Source organism: Bacillus stratosphericus, assembly GCF_020524495.1.
In the GTDB taxonomy this organism is placed as follows: Bacteria; Bacillota; Bacilli; order Bacillales; family Bacillaceae; genus Bacillus; species Bacillus stratosphericus_B.
On record NZ_JAIVLB010000088.1, the window covers coordinates 1 to 1,113 of the forward strand.

Here is a 1,113-nt window from a genome sequence, read left to right on the forward strand (position 1 = left end):
TGATATTATCCCCTCTAAGTAGACAGTGTAAAAAGCCCAAGAACATATCTTGGCTGTTACACTATACTTGGAGGGGATTTTTTATGGCTAGAAAGGGACAACAATTTCAACACTATTCTAAAGAATTTAAGATGAAAGCTGTCAAAATGTACGAAGAAGGAAACAGAAGTTATCAGTCATTGTCTGAAGAATTAGGTATCAAAAGCTCCACTCAGTTAAAAAGTTGGGTCAGAAAATTTCGTGAGGGGCAATCTTTTGAAGATCAAAGAGGAAAACATACAAAGTCAGAAAATCCTTTTAACGGACGTCCCAAGTTCATGTTTAAAAGTGTGGAAGAAGAAAGAGATTATTTAAAGGCACAGGTAGAATACTTAAAAAAGCGTTATCCAAATCTACACGGAGAGGATGGATTTTAAAGAATGTGAGGTTTGAAGTTGTTCACGAATTAAAGAGTTTTTATCCGTTGACATGGCTCGTCTGCATCGCCAAAGTATCACGATCTGGGTACTATAAATGGCGTAAGAATCAAAAGATTCGAATGGAGCGACAACTGAAAGAACAAATCCTCAAAGAACACATCATGGCCATTCATCATTCAAGACCCTTCTATGGCTATCCTCGGGTGACAATCGCTTTAAAGAAAGAAGGATTTCGCATCAACCATAAGCGTGTCTACAGGTTGATGAAAGAGATGAACATCCAATCAATCATTCGAAAAAAACGGCGGTATTTCGGAAGACAAGCTTCAGTTGTCCATCCAAACAGATTAAACCGAAAATTTAAAGCCAATCAATACAATCAGCTATATGTGACTGATATTACCTATATCGCTTGCCAGCATCACTTTTATTATCTTTCAGCTATACAAGATCTATATAACAATGAAATCGTCGCATGGAAACTGTCAAAACGAAATGATCTTGAATTGGTCATGGAGACATTAGAGAACTTGACATCCCTGCGGGATGTCAAAGGAGCCCTACTTCATTCAGATCAAGGATTCCAATACACAACAAAAGCATATCAAAAGCGACTAGAAAACGTTGGTTTGAAGGGCAGTCATTCCCGAAGGGGAAACTGCCTAGATAATGCCTGTATCGAATCATTTTTCTC

At 37.9% G+C, this 1,113-nt stretch carries 2 protein-coding genes; both read left to right on the plus strand.

Features of this window, described 5'->3' with window-relative positions; all coding sequences use genetic code 11:
• Positions 1-416: transposase (locus tag LC033_RS17510; RefSeq protein WP_376776477.1), on the plus strand; the 416-nt coding region annotated here is incomplete at its 5' end.
• A gap of 5 nt (positions 417-421) precedes the next feature.
• Positions 422-1,113, plus strand: a 692-nt coding sequence (locus LC033_RS16525) for an IS3 family transposase (protein ID WP_376776478.1), incomplete at its 3' end; no start/stop codon positions are given.